The 20,564-nt window shown below is 27.3% G+C and carries 20 protein-coding genes; all 20 read left to right on the top strand.

Annotated features, from left to right (window positions below; all coding sequences use genetic code 4):
- The first annotated feature begins 142 nt into the window (after window positions 1-142).
- Window positions 143-2,053, top strand: a complete 1,911-nt coding sequence (locus tag ACWXVT_RS02250; protein ID WP_455967916.1) for a type IV secretory system conjugative DNA transfer family protein — start codon at window positions 143-145, stop codon at window positions 2,051-2,053.
- A gap of 3 nt (window positions 2,054-2,056) precedes the next feature.
- Window positions 2,057-2,566 carry a single-stranded DNA-binding protein gene (locus tag ACWXVT_RS02245; protein ID WP_455967915.1) on the top strand — a complete coding sequence of 170 codons (510 nt, stop codon included), beginning with the start codon at window positions 2,057-2,059 and terminating at the stop codon, window positions 2,564-2,566.
- Between the two features lie 13 nt (window positions 2,567-2,579).
- Complete coding sequence (locus tag ACWXVT_RS02240; protein WP_455967914.1) at window positions 2,580-2,933, top strand: hypothetical protein; 354 nt, start codon at window positions 2,580-2,582, stop codon at window positions 2,931-2,933.
- Window positions 2,926-4,293 (top strand): DNA cytosine methyltransferase, encoded by a 1,368-nt coding sequence (locus ACWXVT_RS02235; protein WP_455967912.1) that lies wholly within the window; start codon window positions 2,926-2,928, stop codon window positions 4,291-4,293. The genes ACWXVT_RS02240 and ACWXVT_RS02235 overlap by 8 nt, the downstream gene beginning before the upstream one ends.
- The gene (dcm_N, locus tag ACWXVT_RS02230) at window positions 4,262-4,864 is read left to right on the top strand and encodes a DNA (cytosine-5-)-methyltransferase N-terminal subunit (RefSeq protein ID WP_455967911.1); all 603 of its coding nucleotides are present in this window, start codon (window positions 4,262-4,264) and stop codon (window positions 4,862-4,864) included. The genes ACWXVT_RS02235 and dcm_N overlap by 32 nt, the downstream gene beginning before the upstream one ends.
- Complete coding sequence (locus ACWXVT_RS02225) at window positions 4,860-5,456, top strand: DNA cytosine methyltransferase (protein WP_455968062.1); 597 nt, start codon at window positions 4,860-4,862, stop codon at window positions 5,454-5,456. The genes dcm_N and ACWXVT_RS02225 overlap by 5 nt, the downstream gene beginning before the upstream one ends.
- A gap of 208 nt (window positions 5,457-5,664) precedes the next feature.
- The gene (locus ACWXVT_RS02220; RefSeq protein WP_455967910.1) at window positions 5,665-5,793 is read left to right on the top strand and encodes a hypothetical protein; all 129 of its coding nucleotides are present in this window, start codon (window positions 5,665-5,667) and stop codon (window positions 5,791-5,793) included.
- Window positions 5,794-5,912: 119 nt separating this feature from the next.
- Window positions 5,913-6,458 carry a hypothetical protein gene (locus ACWXVT_RS02215; protein WP_455967909.1) on the top strand — a complete coding sequence of 182 codons (546 nt, stop codon included), beginning with the start codon at window positions 5,913-5,915 and terminating at the stop codon, window positions 6,456-6,458.
- Window positions 6,459-6,465: 7 nt separating this feature from the next.
- Window positions 6,466-7,011 carry a hypothetical protein gene (locus tag ACWXVT_RS02210; protein WP_455967908.1) on the top strand — a complete coding sequence of 182 codons (546 nt, stop codon included), beginning with the start codon at window positions 6,466-6,468 and terminating at the stop codon, window positions 7,009-7,011.
- An 8-nt stretch (window positions 7,012-7,019) separates the two neighbouring features.
- Window positions 7,020-7,559 (top strand): hypothetical protein, encoded by a 540-nt coding sequence (locus ACWXVT_RS02205; RefSeq protein WP_455967907.1) that lies wholly within the window; start codon window positions 7,020-7,022, stop codon window positions 7,557-7,559.
- A 37-nt stretch (window positions 7,560-7,596) separates the two neighbouring features.
- The gene (locus ACWXVT_RS02200) at window positions 7,597-8,343 is read left to right on the top strand and encodes a hypothetical protein (protein WP_455967905.1); all 747 of its coding nucleotides are present in this window, start codon (window positions 7,597-7,599) and stop codon (window positions 8,341-8,343) included.
- Window positions 8,344-8,365: 22 nt separating this feature from the next.
- Window positions 8,366-8,779: a hypothetical protein gene (locus ACWXVT_RS02195; protein ID WP_455967903.1), complete on the top strand. Its 414-nt coding sequence runs from the start codon at window positions 8,366-8,368 to the stop codon at window positions 8,777-8,779.
- Between the two features lie 71 nt (window positions 8,780-8,850).
- Window positions 8,851-9,615: a hypothetical protein gene (locus tag ACWXVT_RS02190; protein ID WP_455967902.1), complete on the top strand. Its 765-nt coding sequence runs from the start codon at window positions 8,851-8,853 to the stop codon at window positions 9,613-9,615.
- Window positions 9,616-9,841: 226 nt separating this feature from the next.
- Window positions 9,842-10,138, top strand: a complete 297-nt coding sequence (locus ACWXVT_RS02185; RefSeq protein ID WP_455967901.1) for an Mbov_0395 family pilin-like conjugal transfer protein — start codon at window positions 9,842-9,844, stop codon at window positions 10,136-10,138.
- Between the two features lie 2 nt (window positions 10,139-10,140).
- Window positions 10,141-10,911, top strand: coding sequence for an Mbov_0396 family ICE element transmembrane protein (locus ACWXVT_RS02180; protein ID WP_455967899.1), 771 nt, complete (start codon window positions 10,141-10,143; stop codon window positions 10,909-10,911).
- Window positions 10,881-11,750, top strand: coding sequence for a hypothetical protein (locus ACWXVT_RS02175; protein ID WP_455967898.1), 870 nt, complete (start codon window positions 10,881-10,883; stop codon window positions 11,748-11,750). The genes ACWXVT_RS02180 and ACWXVT_RS02175 overlap by 31 nt, the downstream gene beginning before the upstream one ends.
- An 8-nt stretch (window positions 11,751-11,758) precedes the next feature.
- Window positions 11,759-12,493 carry a hypothetical protein gene (locus tag ACWXVT_RS02170; protein WP_455967896.1) on the top strand — a complete coding sequence of 245 codons (735 nt, stop codon included), beginning with the start codon at window positions 11,759-11,761 and terminating at the stop codon, window positions 12,491-12,493.
- Window positions 12,477-15,275, top strand: a complete 2,799-nt coding sequence (locus ACWXVT_RS02165) for an Mbov_0397 family ICE element conjugal transfer ATPase (protein ID WP_455967895.1) — start codon at window positions 12,477-12,479, stop codon at window positions 15,273-15,275. The genes ACWXVT_RS02170 and ACWXVT_RS02165 overlap by 17 nt, the downstream gene beginning before the upstream one ends.
- 304 nt (window positions 15,276-15,579) lie before the next feature.
- Window positions 15,580-15,912, top strand: coding sequence for a hypothetical protein (locus tag ACWXVT_RS02160; RefSeq protein ID WP_455967893.1), 333 nt, complete (start codon window positions 15,580-15,582; stop codon window positions 15,910-15,912).
- Complete coding sequence (locus ACWXVT_RS02155; RefSeq protein ID WP_455967892.1) at window positions 15,894-20,558, top strand: Mbov_0399 family ICE element protein; 4,665 nt, start codon at window positions 15,894-15,896, stop codon at window positions 20,556-20,558. Before ACWXVT_RS02160 ends, ACWXVT_RS02155 begins: the two co-directional genes overlap by 19 nt.
- The last annotated feature ends 6 nt before the right edge of the window (window positions 20,559-20,564 follow it).

Raw genomic sequence — 20,564 nt, 5'->3', positions numbered from 1 at the left:
TGTTTTTGGATTGTTATTTTATGCGCTTTATGTATTGTTATACAAAAATAATATATCTTCTTATATTAACAAAAAAGAAAATTATTGAAATTCATTTTGTGTTGCGATTTTTGATAAAGACTTCTTAAAGTCTTTTAGTCCTATGTTTTTAATTTCATTATTATTAAGTCTTTTTACTTTTTATTGATTTCAAAGTGCTAGATTCCGTAATTTCTTGCGTCAATTAGTTGGTGGTAAAACGGAACAACTTGAAAATAAAAAGAAAATGAGTTGACTATTTAATGAATTCGAAAATTGAAGACTTAAAAAACAAGTTAAAAAATGATTCAAAAGCAATAATGCTAAGTCTACTTGAACTAATAATTTCGCTTTTGGATATTCTAAAAAGTTTAAAGGATATTTTACTGATACGTCGGACAATCACGCATTAGTTATTGGAACTAGTGGTAGTGGAAAAACGGAAAAAGTTGTTATACCAAATATTGTTTATCAAGCAAGTTTAAGTCACGATAAAAGACCGAATTTAATAATAAACGATAGTAAAGGGGATATTTTAAGACGTACTGGGAGTTTTTTAGAAAAACAAGGGTACAAAATTAAAACATTGAACTTAAAAAATCCTTTTCTATCTAACCGTTGAACCCCATTAGCAAAGATATGAAGAATATTTTGAAACTCGGACAATACCTTAAAAGAAAATCTTGATTATGATAAGGCACTAAGTGAAATTCAAGAGATTATTGTCAACTTAGATTGGGGTAGTAAAGCGGACGAGTTTTGGGGATTAAAAGCAAAAAACTTAACTAACTCAATTCTTAAATTCTTTTTGTTTTTAAGTACTATCAACCCTGACTTTAAATTCGATTTTTATAACTTTACTACCTTTAGAAATATGTTAGATAGTGAAGTGTTTACAAAAAGTGAATGAATATCAATTGTTGAGAAAAATAAAAATAATAACAAGTACTGAAATCAATTAGCAAATGATATTAAAAGTGACGCTTCTTTACCGGACGTAACTTTAGGGGGTATCTTAGGAAATGCTACTGCAGTTTTAAATAATTTCTTGAAAATGGAAATTGAAGAGTTAATGGCAGAAGACGATATCAAAATTAATGAATTGTTAGAAAGCGATAAACCTTTTGCTATTTACATAACTTACAACGACTCAAAAGATAATTTACTATTTTTTGTCCCTTTATTCATTAAAGAAATTTATCAGACTGCGACAGAAAAAGCGGATAAATCACCTAAAGGTAAATTGAAAAGACAACTAAATTTTGTCTTAGAAGAATACTTTAGTATACCCCCAATAGATAAACTTGGAAATTGACTTTCAATTTCACGGTCAAGAAACATTTTCTTTATGATTGTAGTCCAAGATTTCGAACAACTTGGAGCAAAAAATAAGGAACAAGGACAAATTATAAAGTCACAATGTAAAACGTTGATATTCCTGGAGACGAATAATGTTAATACGCTTCAAGAAATTGAAAAGATTGCTGGAAAAGTGGAAGTTGTTAAAGAAAGTGACAATAATCAAACGTATACAAAAGAAAAAGAGTTTTTGAGTGTTAACGACTTGAAATTCAAATCTTCAGATATGGTAATTGTTTTTAGTGGAACCAATAAACCTTTAGCACTTAAACCGGAACCTGCTTGAAAATACTTAAAAATTGAAGATTTTGTACTCAGAGAAAGACAAAGAAGCAATTCTAATAATAATGAAGTATGAGACATAAAAACAATGAAAAAATTGGATTTTAACAATATACAAAAAGAAGAAAAAGAGTCAATTAGTAGAAAAACTAAACGGAGAATTACAAGTAGAGAAAGAGAAGTACTTGCTAAGTTAACAAATAATCACAAAACAAGAAATATTGGTTTTGAAGCAAGCGAAGACTTAGATTTTGATTTCGAAGATTATAAAGCAATGCTTTTAGAAGAAAAAAGAAACCCGGAATATAACGAAGAAATTGACTTAGCAAATATTCATATTGAAGAAAAAGATATAAGTGGAATAGAAGAAGAAAAGAATGATAAAGAAAGGTAAGAAATGTTTGAATTTACATTAATTGGAAGAGTAATTGACAATCCTACTGTTTCAAATTTACAAGACAATAGAAAAATGGCAGTTTTCAATGTTGCAGTTGAAGATAAGTATATTGTTGGTAATCACAAAATATATGGTTTTAGCAATGTGTGTACGTTTATCACTAATCAAATAAGACAAGGAGACTTAGTGGTGGTAAAGGGTAATGTAAAACAGACTTTTATTAATTACCCTAACGCACAGTATATGAAGATATCGTTTGTAGCAACAAATATTAGAAAATTGGACTTAACTTTAGAAAATAATGAAAACTTGACAAATGAAAATGAAAATTATTGAAAACAAGATTATGGATATAGAAGAAACAATTTCGAGTATGGAAACGAGTCACAAAGGGAGCAAGAATATGATATTTCAACTAACACTCATATAGATAATGGATATTCAACAGGGGAAAACTTTAAAGGAAAAGAACCGGTTTTGAATTGAGACGAATTAGGATTTCTAGATTAAATGGAGTAAATGTGTGAACTGTTTTATAGCAATTAAATTGAGTAATTATGGAAAGTTTTTTCTTAAGGATTTTTATAAGGTTTTAGAAGACACATTTAATGCTATTCCGATTAAAAGCAATAGTGAAGATAATAATGAAAATTTACAAAATTATCAACTTAGTAATATTAAAAAAATTGCTTTTATAAGTTTTAAGTTGGATAAAAACTTGACATTAAATGAAATTGACACGATTGGTAATTTACTCACTAAAGAATACGACTACTTAATTAATCATAAATATAAATATCTATTAGATTATATTGAAGATTTTGAAGTTAGATTATCACAAATGAAATATACAGTTGAAAGGGAAAATATTGAATAAAAAAGATAATATTGTGCTTTTTGAAGTTTTTGGTGGAATTGGATCGCAATATATTGCTTTAAAACAAGCACAAAAAGAACGTAGTAAAAATGAAAGTGAAATAGAAGAAAGTGTCTATCGAGCAGGAACGATTGAATGAAATCCATATGCTTTAGTTTTTGCTGATTTTGTAGCGGAACAACTTGAAAATGATAGATTGATTAATAAAATTAAAAACGATAAATTAAGCAAGGAAGAAATTGATTTTTTAAAAGATAAACAGTTTTCAACAAACTCAAAATCGATTAATTCTCAAGCGGTAAATAAATTTAATAATTGAATGCTTAATAGATTGATAGAAACTTTGGTGAATAATCAAGCATTTTTAGATATATACGAAACAAAAGGTAGTCAAGTTGAAAATAATATTAAAAAAGTAGTAGAAGATATTAAAGTTAAGGACAAAAAATATGAAAACACATTTAATTCAATACTAACTTACTCATTCCCGTGTCAAAGTTTAAGTAATGCTAACTTTAAAGAAAATAAAGGAATAATGAGTACGGACTCGCAATCTAGTGTTGTGTGGGAAGTTATGCGAATATTGAATGAAATGAATGATAAACCGGACTTTTTGTTACTTGAAAACGTGAGTCAGTTAAAAACTAAATATGGAAGTGAATACCGAATATTAAAAAATAGTTTAAGTCACTTAAAATATAAGACTTTTGATATTGTGTCAAATTCACAAGAACACGGAGCATTACAATCACGAAAAAGACTTTTTGCTATTAGTGTGTTTAATGAAAATGGGTTGTGGGATAACATAGAAGAAGAACAAATAAACGAATTATTTCAAGATATTGTTAATAGGAATAAAAGCAATAAACAAGACATTAAACAGGTTATTGATTTTGGTAACAATAAATTTAAGTATGAGAATAGTCAAGCAATAATGAAAGACACAAAAACGCGTCGAAAAATGGTAGAACAAGGAGTTGTTTTAGACAAAGATAGTACTAAAACCCGGACTGTTACTACAAAACAAGATAGATTTCCTAATACTGCAAGCGTTAAAGTGGAACAAAATAATCCTGACTACTTAGATTATAGACTTTTGACTCCACGTGAATGTTTTAAATTAATGGGTTGAGATACTTATAAGGATTTTGATAAAGTCTTTAATTATTTTGTTTCAGTACCTGACAATAAGCAAAAATTAGCATTTAATTACCCGAATAGCATTCTTTATCAACTAGCAGGTAATGCAATAGAACTTAGAACACTTAAAAATGTTATGAGTCTTATTTTAGAACTTAAAGATTATAAAGAAAGAAAGTTAGAAGAACGTGAAGAAAATAAGATTGTATGAAGCGTTTAGTGGTATAGGGTCACAATATAAGGCGCTTAAGAATATATCTAGCGAATTAGATATTGAAGCAGTTTCAGTAGGACAAATTGAATGATACATAGACGCTATAGTTTCGTATCAAGTAATTAATTATGGTATTTTGGAACCTGAATTTAATATTGATTCCAACGAACAAATAAGATTACTTTCTAAGTTTAATTTTTCTAATGATAGTAAAGCAAAAGTATCTAAGGACTATTTCAAGAAATTGTCAGTAAACAAATTAAATGCAATCTTTAGTTATTTATATTCTTTTATTAATAATGATTATTTTGAAAAAAGATATGGGGCGAAAAGAGAAGAAGATTTTCTTAGTTATACCGACATTTTAAGTGTTAAGCATTTACCTGAAAAAGTTGATATATTTACATATTCATTCCCGTGTCAAGATATAAGTTTACAAGGTAAGCAATTGGGGTTTAACGGAAATACAAGAAGTAGTCTTTTGTATGAAGTTAAAAGAATTCTAGAACATAACAAAAATAACTTACCTAAAGTCCTGGTCTTAGAAAATGTTAAGGCGTTAGTGAAAATTTATTAATAAATTTAATGAGTGAATTGATTATTTAAATACTTTAGGATATAAGACATATTGAAAAGTTTTAAATGCTACTGATTATGGTAGCGCGCAAAATAGAGAAAGAGTCTTTGCGGTAAGTATTTTAGAAAATGAACTCAAAAAAGATTTTGTCTTCCCTGAAAAAATAAAACATAATAAAACGTTAAATAGTGTTATTCATAATTTAGAAAACGACAAATGATTGAATGTAATGAATGAGTATAAAATAAGTGATTTTAAAAAGACTAAGCAAAATATTGTGAAAGCAAAAATATTAAATTATTCAACATTCAACTCAGAAGCACAAATATATCAAGCAACAAATTATGGCGCAACATTAACTGCTTCAGGTGCGAACAGTAGGTTAAAACTTTACTTACCTGAAGAAAATAAAGTGAAAATCATTAATGCTTTGGAAGCATATTTATACACTGATTTTGATTATCAAGATTGACAAAAAGTGAACTCTACACAACTAATAAGTAGTCAAAAAATGATTTTTTGTTGTGGTAATAGCATATGTGTAAAGGTGCTAGAAGCGTTATTTAAAGAAATCATTAAGCACTTAAATTAAAAAATGTTAGCGCTTTCACTTCCGCATATTACTAATAGATTTTAATAACAAAATAAATTACATATTGTCCTTTTCATTTTCTTCTTTGTTATCTATGAGTATATATTCAAAATTATTATTCAAAAGTTATTTCCTTTTCTAATGATTGTATTGAGTAATATGCGGAAGTGAAAGTGCTAATAAAATATTTCAAATCTATGGAGTTGGTATGGAAATAAAAAATGAAATGAAAAATATAAAAACAGCAAGCCCCGGAAAAAATAGATTGATTTTTGGAAGAGTATCCGAAGTTTATAGACAAGGAAAGCGAGAAAAGAATAAAAAAAGAGTTTTGTAAAAGTTTTGATAATAAGGAGTTGAATTGCTTTTAAAAAATAAGGTAAGGTATTTAGATTGACATACTCCACCATAGAGTAGAAGATTGTTTTAATAAAAGTGTAGATTGAAAGGAGACGAATGAATTTCAAAAAAAGAATTGATAAGGAAATTGAAGAAATTGAAAAAATGAATATTAGCACAGGTTGAAAAGAAGAAGATATTTATAAGTTAAAAACTTTTAGAGATTTTATTGAAGAAAATCCTGACTTGGAGAATGAAGAAAATTATGAAACGTTAAGGGATTTCTTTATTTATAACCCACTTGATAGTCAAAATCCTGCTTGTGAGTTCATAGAAGAAGAAAATCAATATGATAATCGTAATGGGGTTATTGATTATCCTAGGTTAGAACAATATCTTGAATTGTTAATAGAAAAGCAATATATGGAAAAAGATTTTGATTGAGAACGCATACAAGAGTATACGAGTACTTTAGCCGAAGCACACGGGAATGAAGAGACATATTACAAAGCGGATTTTATGTACGAAGATTTTGAAATAATGGATTGAAAAGAATTACAAGATTGAAAGGTTGAATTTTTTGAAGATTATAAGGAAGAGTTAATTGAAGAATTAGGATTGGACGTTGAAGAAAAAAATAAAGAACAAGTAATGAGTGTATAGGAGCAAAATGGAATTTATTGAAAAAATTGATGAAGAAATGGAAGCAAATAGAGAGTGGATTAAGGAGTTAGAAGAAAAAAACGAAAAGTTGAATTGATTACAAGATTTTATTAAAGAAAATCCTGATTTGGCGAATGAAGAAAATTATGAAACGTTAAAGAATTATTTTATTTACGACCCTTTTAGTGCAAAAAATCCTGCGAGCGCTTATTTTTATGGACTTTCAGACAATGAAAAGTTACCTTTAACAACTTATAACAAATTAGAAGCAAAAATGAAAAATGAATGTAAAAAACAGTTGGAAAATGAAAATTTTGATATAGAAGTTATTAATAAATATATTAGTAGTTTGAAGCGGACGAAATATCCGGAAAGAAACCCATACTATTATTTAATAAGTGACAATGAATATCAATTGTTGGGAACTAAAAACATACTCAAATTCAAGTGAGATTACTTTTATAAACATTCAGAAGAAATGATTGAAAGATTGGGTTTAGTTGTTAATGAAGAAGTAGAAGATAGAAGTAATACTTTAACAATGAATATGTAAGGAATAGAATGGATTTTAGAAAAAGAATTAACGAAGAAATTGAAGAAATTTTGCATTGATATGGTAGAGAACAAAAACAAAAAGAAATTTATAGCTTAGAAGTTTTTGGAGAGTTTCTAGAAAGTAATAAGGAATTGGCGAATGAAAATAATTATGAAACATTAAGGGATTTCTTTATTTACGACCCACTTGATAGTCAAAATCCTGCTAGTAAGTTTTTAGAAGAAAATCAATGTAAATGGGGGGAATGAGTTATCGATTATCCTAGGTTGGAAAAACGTTGTAAACGGTTTATAAGAAGAGAACAACCATATTGACCGCACATACATAAATACACTGAACTTTTATCTAAAGGATATTCTAAACCGTGAAAATATTTCTATGAAAATCCTGATTGTGGACTTTTATGAGAATTGAGTGATAAAGGATTACAAGACTGAAAAAAATATATTTTAGAAAGGCGCAAAAAAAAGTTAATTGAAGGATTAGGGTTAAAAGTCGATAAAGAAGATAAAAATAAAAATAATACTCAACTAATGAGTGTATAAAAAATAATTAAAAAAAGAAAAAAAGAATGGAGAAATTATGAAAGAAAAACAATATTTTAAATACATTGATAATGAAGAAAAGATTAAATACTACAACACTTTTGTAGTACCTAGAATTTATGGAGCAACTAAGGATTATCGTTTTGACGACGATAACTTAACGAAAGAAGAAAAAGACGAAAAATTGAAAGAATACACACAAAAACAGTACTTTGTGAATTCAGATTTAATGGATATGTTTATTAATCAGTTTCAAGATTTTTCAGTTTTGAGAAATGAAACATTATTAGGAATTTTAGAAAAATATTTAAGGGAAGAAAACAAGACATTGTTAGGATTAGTACAATTCACAAATAAAGAGTTGGATAAGCAAAAATATGATAGAGAACAAGAAAAAGTGTTAGATTTTGTGTATACATTTAAGTCACCAACATATAAAACTTATACAAAAGGAGAAAGTTTTAATGAAAGATTTAAAGACGCAGTAATTGACTTTTTAGACCGTATCAAAACACAAGAAATTTTACAAAATAGAACAAGTAATGAAGAACAAATTATTAAATTGAATTATGAAACATTAAAAGTTATGAACGAAGCGCAAAAAGAACAAAATAGAGAAAAATGAAGTAATAGAAACACAAGAGAGATTGAAAAACGTGAAGAACGAAAAAAATTATGAGAAAAGAAAAAGGATAAAGAAAGAAGCGATAGATTAGATAATTTAGAAGAAGAAAAAGAAGAAAAAGTAGAACGACTTGCTTTAAGTTTTAATCCTTTTGATTAAGGAACTTTAAAATAAGTTAATTTTGAAAAGAAAAATAGAAAAAAAGAAGAAAAGTAATAAATTAAAATGAAGTATTAAAGGGGCAAAAACCTGAATATTTCATTTAAGTCCAATAGTGTTGCTATTAAGTCCAATTAGTTTAATTAGTTGTATTAGTTTACCACAAGATATCGAAACTAGAAAATGAGAATATGAAAAACAAAAGTATGTTGTACTGGATAATGAAGATAACTATACTAAGACACAATTGAACTTGAAAGATTTTTTGAAAGATAGCAACTTAAATAATAGTCAAATGGATACTACTATTTTCACTGATACCACAACAACAATTGAAAATCAAGAAGTACCTTTTTTAGAAGATATTTCTTTAGCAATTAAATTGTTAGATATTCGCAAAATTAAAAATCTTAATTTAAAAAAAATGAATTGCTAGAGTTAATTGAAAAACTTAGAAATTATATTGAGAATTTTTACTTACTAGGCAGGGAATTTTCAATCCATACATTGAATGAAAAATACATAGAAGAAGTTAAGAAAGAATTCAAAGAAACTGTAGCATTAAGTCCGGAACAAAACGGGGAACGCGTTAATAATAGTGATAAGTTGGTAGAAAATAAAAGCGAGTTTTATTGAGACGCAAATTATTTATTTAAAGCGGAGCAACTTGAAGAAGAGAAGAATGATTATAACTTTTTAAGTTTTCATTTTTATATTAGAAATCTTGATGTAAATCATTTTTATAACTTGGATTTTCAATGAGTAATTATGAAAAATCAATATGAGTCAGTTTTAGCACTTATTAAGCAAGTAAATTTATACTTTCACTATCTTAATTTTTTGGAAAATTACATTCAAAACAATTATTGCTTTGATAGGAGTAATGAAACTGATAAAAGGTTATTGAGCGAAGTTTATGAAGCGTGTCAGGAATACTTGAAAGGGAACTATCTTTTAGGTTACCAAGACGCTAGCAATCAAGAAACTCCTATTTATGTATTTCCTGGCAGCAAGATACTAGATTTTAGTAAAAAAAGTGATTTCGCTTCGACATACCAATGAAGCAATGAAATGTATAACAAATGATTAGCACCCTTAGCATTAGCAAGCGGAGTATGAAAAACTTTTAAATATGATTTTGACGACAAGTATGTAGATTTTTTTGAAGCATATAAGAAGGAAATAATGAAGTTAGCAACTATTGATAATGATAGAAAAAATATTGAGTCACAATATAACAATATTAGGGAAGGGATAAGTGTGAAAGAATAGTGGATAGCGCAACCAAAATTTTAATTTCAAGTCTTGTTATTTTATTTTTTTCACCTACTCCACTTATTATTGACTTAATAAGGGTAAAAATGTCTAAAAGTAAGTTTGGAGAGTACAAAATTGGTTTGTGCTTAACAATTACTTATTTAATGATTTGAATAGCGCTAGGTATTTTAATAATCGGAAATTTTTTAATTAATAAAAATTAAAGAAAGGAGAAGAAAAAGTGGAGAATATAACAAATTTTATAGATAGTACAAAAACTCAAGCATATAGCATTATTTATGCTATTGCAGGAGCGGTATTAGGTTTAACGGTACTAATAGTGATTTTATATGGAGTATGAATTGCTTTAACGTATGCAAAAAGTAGTGACGCTAATAAGAGAAAAGAACACTTGAAGAAATTAGGTTTTATTGTCTTGGGTTTCGTCATTGCTGCTTGTATTTTCGCTGTATCAGGACTTATTACTCAACTTATTATGGGGAGTTACCAAAGCGCAATTCAAAAGAGTGATAGTTAATTATGTTTACCGGATTGTTTTATTTAGCTTTTTGGGCGCTATATCAAGTATTTGTTGTTTTACCTTTAAAAATGATAGGAACTTTAATTGACTTACTTTATAAGATAATTTTCACTTTACCTAATTATGTTTTATTTGGTAATTTTAATAATTTTGGAAAGATAGAAGATATTAATCAAAATGTACCTATGCTTTTTGCTAGGTTAGCAATTATTTCGGGTAGTTTACTTGTATTGGCGTTTATGATATCGCTAATAAGGTTTGTGTTAACACACAAAAATACAACGGAAGCAGGACACAATTTTATGTTAAGTGTTAAATGGATATTCTTATATCTTTTAGCATTAATATTTATTCCAACAATTTTGTATGTTTTTAACATACTGGCAGTTAACTTATTGATTTTAATAACAGGAGAAGACACGAATACTGTTTCCAAAGCACTATTTTTGGGGTTGTATGATAAAAATTCTATGCCGGGAGTTAGTTATGAAACGTGAAAAGCGAATGCGGATAATGGAACTTATTCTATTTCGTATGGAATGTATAAGTCAATGGGTATAGGACAAGGGGGAGTGGTATTATTTTGCGGAGCATTTATTGCTTTCGGTACCTTGATACCCCTGGCGCTGTCTTCTTTAGTTTTAATATGTAAATTGTTCGAGCAATTAGTCTTATTTATAATTAGTCCTTTTGTGTTTTTATCTTCTGTTGCCGACGGGGAAAAAGAGCAAAAATGTGAATGCGTCAATACGTTTTGAAAGTGATTGTAATTATCGGTTTTATGGTAGGGATTCAATTATTTTCGGTTTTCATATCAAGAGCGTTAAATTGACTTAATAGTCAAAATTTTGTTTGAATAGCGAAATTCATAGGATTAGTAATTATTTCAATTGGGGGAGCAGTTGCGACAAAATCAGCAAATAGTATTTTTGCGGAGTATATCGGAGAAAGCGCTTCAGCTAAAGAAAGTTTAGCACAATTTAGACAAAGTACCACTGGTGCATTAGCAATTGGTGGGGGACTACTAGCAGGAACTAAAGCAATTGGTGGATTAGCAAAAGGAGCTAGTCCTATCTACAATCACATTGGAACTAAAGCATTTAAGGAGCGTAATAAGAAATTACAAGACTTAGCAAAAAGTTATAGACGTGGAGACATTGATAAGGATACTTACAAAATTGGTAAAAGAGAAATTGCTAAGGAAGTAAGAGAACAAAGCATTAAGGGAAAAAGTAACCGTTGGGACAAAGAAATTGATAGAAGAATTATGTCAAGTCTTAAAAATAAACAAGATTATATGAGTGATAGAAAATTAAATAAAGAAATACTTTCACAAGACGAATTGCTAAGCAAAATGGAAGCGTCAAAACAAACTACGGGAAGACACGAAGCGGAATATATAAAACAACTACAATATAGAGAACAACTTGAAAACGAATTAAAAGAAAGACAAAAATATCAACAATCACAAAATAGGAAATATAAAGCATATAAAATTGACGAGTTTATTAAAAATAATACTAACAATGAAAGAAATAATGTCTTGAAAGAATATAATGCAAAACTTGAAAAAAGTTTAAAAGAAACTAAGAATGTCACTGATAAATAAGGGGGATAATGAAACTAAGTGAACGAATAAATTTACATATAAATAGGACTTATACGTTGTGTATTGATGATTTAAATTACTTGGATAAGTTAATAGTCGAAAAAGAGATAGGAATTTATGAGTATTTTGAAGTTTTATTTAATCTAGCAATTAAAAAAGCAAAAGTAAGTAGAGTGAATACCGTGTGTGTTGAATGGGGATTGAATAAGGAAAATAAGATACTTGTTAAAGTTGACAATGAAACTAAAAAACTTACTTGCTATTACTGAATATCAGGTACGCATTCGGGTTGGTTTTCAATAAACGAAGAATGGGATAATAAAGTATTAAGTTTTGTTGTTAATTATCTTCCTGAACCGCACTTAAAGGGAATTCAAAATAAGTGAAATTATAGGTTTTTAAACTGAATAGCAAACAATAAAAAGAATAGTTTTTTTGTTGTTAAAACTCCATTCCTAACAATAAATGCACCTTATTTCAGTGTTAGCGAAAATGAAATTAGAAAAAAAATGGAAATTTCTAACGAGAAGAGTATTGATAACAAAGAATTTAAAAATATTGTCTTAATTGCGATTGAAAAAATGTTGATTAATTATCACGCTAATTTCTTGAAAAGACAAAGTCGTAAAGTAAAAATTCCTTTCAAAAAAATCTTGATAAATAATACAAAAGAAGAGTGAGTGTATAAGGAGAATTCTAAGTTTAGAGAAAGGGAAGAAGATAAAGTTGAAGCAACCAAGTAATTTAAGAAGAGTTGGTACATACATATTTAGAAAATTTAGTTGAAGTGACATTATTGTATTTATGATTTTCGCTATATTTTCGTTTATGTTTTGTTTTACAGTATTAGGGAATGTAGCAACTTATATAAAAGCAATAGTAACAATATGTATGCTAGCATTGCTTAGTGTCTTATTAATTAATTCACCTAAAAATGATTGTCGCTTGTATTGTTTACTTTTTAGAAAAATAATGTTTTTATTCGCTACTAAAAAATTCAAAAAGGATACCAAACAAGACACAAGATTATTGATTACATATAAAGAAATTGACAAAGACGCAATTATACAAAATGATAATGGAAGTTATACACAACTTATTAAATTTATTGGTAAAAATATATGAAAAGAACACGAAGCGGATATTCAAAGGTTTATCAACATTTTCTATCGTAGTTTAGATAATTTTGACGCCAATTTATCAATCTTTAAAATTAGGAACTCTTCTGTTTTCAATAAAAATATTGAGTATCTAGAAAAAGAAGCGGAGATTGCTATTGATAATCTTTATATTGTTAAAAATCAAGTAGTAAATTATTACCAAAATCTTGAAGACGATTTTGATATGCTTGAAGAAAATAGTTTTGGGAATAGTTATTATTTAGCAATATCAACAAGTAGTAAAAAATTGACTCAGGAACAAATAAAAGTGATTATTGACAGTTTCAATGATAGCGGTATTTATACATTTACGCTATCACAACAAGAAACGATTGAAGTGTTAGCAAGAATCAATGATATTGAGTTGGATAAGGATAAATTACAAGAATATTTAGATAAAAAAGAAGTACAAATATCGAAACCTAAAGCAACAGTTGTTAATGAAAAAATTACTGTAAAGAAATTTATTAAGGATTTTGCAAAAAACATTGGAATAGTTAAAGAAAAAAATGTTGACAGTGTTGCAAGAGAAGAAAATGGTAATAGTATCACATTAAAAGACTTATTAGCAAATGAAGAAGTGGAATTTAAAAATGGGTATGTAATTAAAGACGATATTTACTACAAATATAATCTTGTTACTGAATTAGCAAATGATTTAAGTCAAGGCTGACTAAGTGTTTTATTAGAAAGTGATAGTGACACTATTATTCACTTAAATAAAATTCAAAATCAAAAACTAGAAAAACTTATGCAGTTAGCAAGTGTTAAGGTGAAGGCAAGTTTAATTGATAATAAGAATAAGTTTTCTTCTTCAGTTCTAAGTCAAGAACTAGAGGCAATTGAATTTATGTTAGAACAATTAACGAGTCAAAAAATGTCGTTGTGGGACTTACAAATAATAACTGTTGATAAGGCATATAGTAAGGAAGAATTATTAGAAATTAATAGCAAGAATTATCGAGAAGCAAAAAGAGAACGTATTAATTTAGCACCACTAAACACCTTGCAAATTAAAGGTTATAGTTATTCGCATATTAATCGTCCACTTAATAAAAATGTTATTCAAATTACTAGTGAAAATTTTGCGAGTGGTTGATATTTTGTTAACGACGAAATTAATGATTTTAACTCATTATATTTAGGAAATAGTGTTTCAACTTATGAACCGATTATTTTTGATATGTTTTATCGCAAAGATAAAAAAAGGGTTAATCACAATATGTTTGTAGTTGGATCGTCGGGAGCAGGTAAAACTACAATGTTAGGTAAATTAGCACTTAATATGTTATTTTCTAACAAAAGGTTATATGTAATCGACCCACAAAACGAGTACACTGCTTTAGGTAAAAAACTAGGAGCGCAAATTATTCGTTTAGACGCAGGAAGTAATACAACAATTAACCCTTTAGAGTTACAAATCATTCTAAGCAATCCTGACGAGAATTTAGTGAATAATAAAATGATTGAAATTGAAACGATACTAAAAAATAATATTGCTTGATTGGAAAATTTCTTGTATATAGCATTAGACGGTATCACCGAAAATAAAAAGATTTTTATCTTTAAGACGATTAATCAACTATACAAGGATTGAAAAGTTTTAGATATTAGGACACTTGAAGAGTTTAAAAACTTTACTTGACCGACAATGAGTGACTTGATAAATAAAATGCGTGAAGCATTGAATTCAAAAGAAAATCTCGACAAGCAAGTGCTTATTAAGGAAGTAATATCAAGTTTTGAATATCGTTTTGAAGATTATGGTAAATATGAAACTATGTTTAATGGTAAAACTAACATAAACTTGGAATCCGATTTTGTTATTTTTGACACGTCGCAGTTATCGAATAGTGTAGACGAAAGCAAAAACTTGGGATTGTTTATTTTGCTAAGTTTCTTACAAAACAAAATTTATACTAATTTCTATCAAGATAAAAATAAAGATACATTGATTGTAATTGACGAGTTACATAAATATATTGCTAATTCAACAAACACAACAACTCTTGAATTCATTTATAACTTGGTTAAAACTGTACGTAAATTTAATTGTGGAGTGTTATTGTGTACGCAAAATCCAGCCGACTTTTTCGCAAATCCTGCTACAACTGAAAAATCATTAGCAATTATGAATAACTGTCAATATAGATTGTTTTTAATGCTAAGACAAGACGACATTAAAAGTGTTTCAAAAATGTTTGAAAGTAATGGGGGATTGACGGAAGCGGAACAAAGATTTTTAGCAAACGCACAAGTAGGACAAGGTATCTTTAGTTTAAATTCTTCACATAAATTACCATTAATCTTACATTACAATGAATTCGAAAGGGAAAACTTATTTAGAAAAGGTAATTTTACATAATTAGAAAGGGGTAGTTATAGCAAAGCAAAAACAAAAGAAAGATAAAGTTGAAAGCCCTAGTGACGAAAGACTTACAATTCGTTTCTATAGTGACAATCAAAAGAAAATTATTAGACACTTTAAAGAAGAACAAAAATCAAAAAGTGTAAATTTAAATAATTATTTATCTTCATTGATACTTTCACACATTGAAGAAAAAGATAACAAGAAGTTTTTTTCGAGCATTAAAAACGATATTTACCATATGCATTTACGTGCTAATTTTGTGTCTTTTCAATACTTGCAATTTAATATTTTGAAAGAAATGAAGAAGCAAGAGACTGAGTTGTTGTTATTATCACAAAAAATTGACTTGTTACTAAACATTTTATTGAAGAATAATCCGGAACAATCAGCACTTGCTAATAGTGTTAGTGAAGCAAATAGTATGTTATCGGAACAACCTATTTTTAGTGAAATTAGACAAAAAATTAAGTCTAAAGTTGAAGAATGAGAAAAACAAGAAGAAGTGTCAATTAAAAAGGACAAAAAAAGACTTGAGAAATTCGAAAACTTTAACATTAGTAATGCTTCAAGTTTTACTTTAGAAGATAAGGTTGACAATATGAAATACGAACAATGAAGTGACGAAGATTAATAAGTATTTTAGGTGTAATTTCAACACCAGGAATATCAATGCTAAGTTTATTGAATGTTAGTGCTACCCAATTAGAAGCACAACCGATAAAAAATGTAGAATGATATGGTTTTGATAAGACTAAATATAGTAAAAATAATACGGTTGAAGTCTTAAAACAACAAATTCAAGAATTAAGTTATGCCGATTTAGAAGATACTCATTGTTATGGGAGTTTCGGGTTATATATTGGTGACGAAGAAGTGTGTTATTCGACTTTAAGATATGAAAGGGAACACTCAATTTTAGTGTCGAAAAGAATTTTATTAGAAAATCTTACTAAAACGTTAAATCGTTTAGAACAACAATATAATGCGTTTTATTATGCATTAAAAGAAGAATTGAGTGAAGAGAAGATTAGTGTTGAAACTTGAAATATCTTTAATTTAGACGAAGTTTCAATCCAAAATAAAAAATCGAATATTGAACTTATCGACGAAAAGATACTTGGAATACAAGACAGGATTTTAGATAAGTTGAAAAAGCAAAAGATTTTTGATAAAGACGAAATTTTAAACCTTAAATTTGAAGTTAGTGAAAATAGAAAACAAATTAATTTATATTATGAAAATGTTACATATGGACTAAAACAATATGTTGTAAAAAACTTAAAAATTGAACTTGTACCGATTGATAAAGAAGGACGAGAAGTTGAAGATAGAATTAAGATTGTTTATAGTAAGTGGTTAGATTTTAATAATGGATTACCAGAACTTAGAGAAGAAGTACCACAACGCTTAGAAGTTGAAAGAAAAGAAGAAAATAAGTTTTATGGGGGTAAGTGATTAGTACACTATCCAAGTAAGTTATATTTTAAAGGTTTGAATAGTGAGACAGAAAACTTATACATTAACGATAAACCGATAGAAGTTTTAAATGCGGATTTTGAAGAACAATTGATTGACTTAAGAAACATTAACGATTATTATTCTAAGCAAAATAGTGAAGAAAATAATGGCGAAAATGTGGATAATCCGGAAGATAGTAAAGAAAAGAAAAATCAAAATGAGTATAATATCAAGATTTTAGTTTATAGCGATTATGATAAACAAAATGTGATTTATGAATATGAAAAAGACTTAGTAGTCGATAGTTATGCTAGTTATGAAGATTTTAAGTATTATGCTTGAAATCCGAGTGCTAATCCACAACAAAAATTGTTATTAGAAAAGTATAAGGTTAATGAAAAAGGGGAAACATTACTAGATAGTGACAATAACCCTATTCTTAATGAATTTTATGATAGTGAAATCGACGAACAAACTGGTACTAAAAAACAATTGGTGTGGTTAGATTTTAATAATCCTAACTATCACGAAGCAATTAGAGAATGATACATTGAGTTGGTAAATAATCAAAGGATTAAAGATAAAAAGAGTTTATTAGATAGTAAGAACAATGAATTAGAAAAAATTGATAAGGATATACAAGATTACGAAGAAGCACTAGGAGAAGTGTCAGGATTAAATAGTAGTTACGACGAAGAACATTGACAAGCACTGAATGATATTGAAAGATATTATAGTGAAATAGAAAATTTAAAAAATAGAAGAAAAGAAGTATTGGCAAACATTGATAAAGAAATAGAAAATAGTGAATATGATTTCAAGCAAGATTATTATTACGCTACAAACGCACCTTTAGAAACGATTTTACCATTCCATAGAAACGTTATAGATAACGATATGTGAAAAGGGGTAGTAGCAGAAGCGGTTGTTATTCCTAAAGGAACATTAATGTTGCTTGATAAAAATGTTGATAAGTTTAAAGTCTTTAAGTTAGCAATAAATGAAGATAAGTTGACTTTTGAAAAATGGGATAATGGTAAATATATTCGTAGTCTTCCTAGTATAGTTTCACAAGATAGTTACTTTTCGTTTAGCGGACTTTATTTATTCGCTTCAAGTAGTGAAAATTCAATTGACAATCTAAAACTTGTTTACGTTACTGAAAGTAATCAACCATATAAGAAATTCACTGAAATTGTTAAACGCAATTGAGCGCAAGATTTTTGACAAACAGAGCAAGGAATGTATTTTAATAGGTATTTATTAAGTTTAGGTTATGAAGCAAACGAAATAAGTGAATTTAATTATGAAATGATATTACAACTTTATATTAAGTTTCTATACACTGATTACTTAATTAAAAACAAGGAAATAGTTAAAGTTGATTTTGACTTAAGTAACGCTAAAAATTATACGATTAGTGATTTCAATAAAAAGTATTTAAGTGGTAATTTTGGAAACTTTAAAGAAGATTTCTTGATTAAAAATGCTTTAACCAAATATGTAAATGTTACTAGTGCTAAGTTGATTGCTTCTAATGCTATTAAGATTGATTATGAATTGAAAACTAGTCGAAATGATATTAGTTTAAGTGAGTATTCACAAGTTTTAAATGTTGAATTTAAGAAAGATAAAAATAGTGAAAAAACGGATAAATACTTAAAAACTATTATTAAGTTAAAAGTTAATGAAGAATATTTAACTAAGTTAGCGCAAAAGGCGGTAAATTCAGAAGAATTGGATAATTTATTAGCAAAAGATAATAAGGAAAATTGAGTCAGGTTAGACAAAGGAGAATACTTTAAATACATTAGAATAGGTTATGTTTTTGATAAAGAAGCAAATAAACTGACAATTATTATTAGTGTATTAAAAGAATTTTCAAAAAATTATGAAGTAAGTAGAAACTTTTGAGAACGCACGTTAATGTTAAGAAATGAATTAACAATTAAAAGTGAGAATGAAAAAGAAAAAAATCAAAAGATTAATGTCTTTAAAAATGTTGGAGATATTGAAATAAATATTAATGGTATTACTGATACTAAAGTAATTAAGGAGTACTTGGTTAGTGAGTTAAATAAGCGAATATTGGACTTAAAATATGGAATTGATTATGAAATTAATGATTTAGATAAAGTCGTTGAAAAATTGAAAATTGTTGAAATTTTGAGAGTCTTCAATGAAAAACCAAAATATTATGTAAGTTTAGAGTTGGTTGCTAAAAAAGAAAATACATATGGAATTAAGTACATTAAAGTTTCTAATGCTTCAACAAGTATTGTGAACGAAGAAATTGACTTAGCAAATATTCATATTGACGACTTAGAAATTAATGAAAAGAGTATTCCTAAAACTTTACAAGCAATTAATAACCATATTAATACTTTTTTACAAAAGGAAAATTTAGAGTTGGGTAAACAAGTGTTTATTGACAATTGAAAACAATTTATTAATAATGTGATTTTACTTAAAGAATTTCAAATCAAAATTGTTGGTTTAAATAGCAATGTTAAAAATTCAACAACATTCAAAGTTAAAAACTCATTTAATGTCAGTCCTTATACAACTAAACTTAAGATTGACTTGTCAGCATTTAAGAACATTAGACTAGAATTCAGTATAACTAATAAGTCAAAATTAAGACAAGCAATAATTGACGAAGTGGTATATGAGTTGAGAAAGCATAGTTTAGAACTTAATAAGCATTACAAAATTGATTATTTAAAACTAAATGATATAGTACAACAAGTTTTCTTGACAACAAAAGGTATTTTGAGAATTGAGTCTATTAAGGACATATCGACTAATTATATTAATATCGAAATTGTGAATAATGTTTCACTTGAAGAGTTAAAAGAAATGCTTGAAAACCAAAATAAACACAATAATGAAAATGATAACAAAACTGGGAATCAAAATCAGGACAATAAAAATCCGAATGAAGATATTGAGTTAAACAATGGTGAAGAAAGTAAGCAAATCGAACAAGATATTAAACAAGAAAATAAGATTTTTGACTTAAGCAAAGTATGAATTCAAAAGTTAGTTTTTGAATACTCGCAAGCAAGTTTATTGCGGCAATCAATACTTGATAATCTAAAAACTCAACTTAAGGATAAATATAACTTAGAGTTTAAAAAACATTATCAAATTAAAACTAACGAGTTAAACGAGTTAGTGAAAAGTTTATTGAAGGGTATTGGTAGTTTTGAAGCAAAATTAAAAATTTATCCAGTTGAAAACGAAACTAAAAATGAAGCAAAAATTATTATTGCTAACAATGTGAAAACTAAACCTATTAATGATATTGAAGAAAATTTAGGAATTGAAATTACAAATACAAATTTATTTAACTTAGCAAGTGTTGAATTAAAAGACTTACATTTACATACTAATTCTAAAAAAGAGATTGTAGAAGCGATTTTATATCACATTGAAAGCACAATGGATACTTATAAATTAGTAAACAATAAAGATTATAAATTGTATGTAAGTTGACAATTAATAGCAACGTTTCTAACGAGTAAAAAAGACAGTGAAAATAAATACATAATAACGATAAATAATGTTTTCAATCGCAGTAAGGGATTGACTAAGTTAGTAGTTTATAACACTACTACTAACAATTTAATTAATGATATTGACGATAACAACATTAAACAAGATAACAGTGTTTTAAAAAAGGTAAAGCAGGAACAATCACATAAAAAGAGATTGTTATGAATAATACCTTTAGTTGTTTTGGGAAGTATCACATTTATTGGACTAGGTTTTTGAATATATAAAAGACATTCTAAACACGGAATGAAACCTAGTTAGAAAGGA

This window comes from Mycoplasma sp. 1573 (assembly GCF_053851775.1).
This window is presented reverse-complemented; position numbering and strand designations above follow the sequence as displayed.